The sequence below is a fragment of the Mesocryomonas lacus genome (assembly GCF_055730135.2).
This window is the reverse complement of record NZ_JBUZWE020000055.1, coordinates 1-799: the sequence shown is the minus strand read 5'-3', so window position 1 is coordinate 799 and position 799 is coordinate 1. Positions and strand designations below refer to the sequence as shown.

Sequence of the window (799 nt, the reverse complement as noted above, 5' to 3'; positions counted from 1 at the left end):
TCGACATGGAGTTATTGAGTGTCATTCGACGCTGGCGTCACCGCGACGATTTCTCGATCAGGGAGATCTCCCGGCGTAGCGGCCTTTCCCGGAACACGGTTCGCAAGTACCTGCGCGCCGACAGCGTCGAGCCGCAGTTCACGGCTCCGGACCGACCGAGCAAGCTGGATCCCTACGCCGACAAACTCTCGGCGATGCTGCGTGTCGAGACGGGCAAGTCCCGCAAGCAAAAGCGCACGATCAAGCAGTTGCACACCGATCTGGCCGTTCTCGGCTATGGGGGCTCCTATAACCGCGTTGCCGCCTTTGCCCGGGATTGGAAGGCGGCCCGGCAGCGCGAGCAACAGACCACCGGCCGCGGCACCTTCGTGCCCCTGGCCTTCGTGCCAGGCGAGGCCTTCCAGTTCGATTGGTCCGAGGACTGGGCGATCATCGCCGGCGAGCGAACCAAATTGCAGGTCGCCCACGTCAAGCTGTCCTACAGCCGCGCCTTCACGCTGCGAGCATACCTGCTTCAGACCCACGAGATGCTGTTCGACGCCCACAACCACGCCTTCCGCGTTCTCGGCGGCGTTCCACGGCGAGGCATCTACGACAACATGAGAACTGCCGTCGACAAGGTGGGCCGCGGCAAGCAGCGCCAGGTCAACATCCGCTTCTCGGCGATGGTCAGCCACTTCCTGTTCGAGGCCGAGTTCTGCAACCCGGCGTCCGGCTGGGAGAAGGGCCAGATCGAGAAGAACGTCCAGGATGCCCGACACCGGCTCTGGCAGCCGATACCAAACGTGCCATCGTTGGA

At 63.6% G+C, this 799-nt stretch carries 1 protein-coding gene; it reads left to right on the top strand.

All coding sequences use genetic code 11. From position 1 onward, the window contains the following. Positions 1-5 precede the first annotated feature (5 nt). Positions 6-799: IS21 family transposase (istA, locus tag ACZLZY_RS24900; protein ID WP_472936645.1), on the top strand; the 794-nt coding region annotated here is incomplete at its 3' end.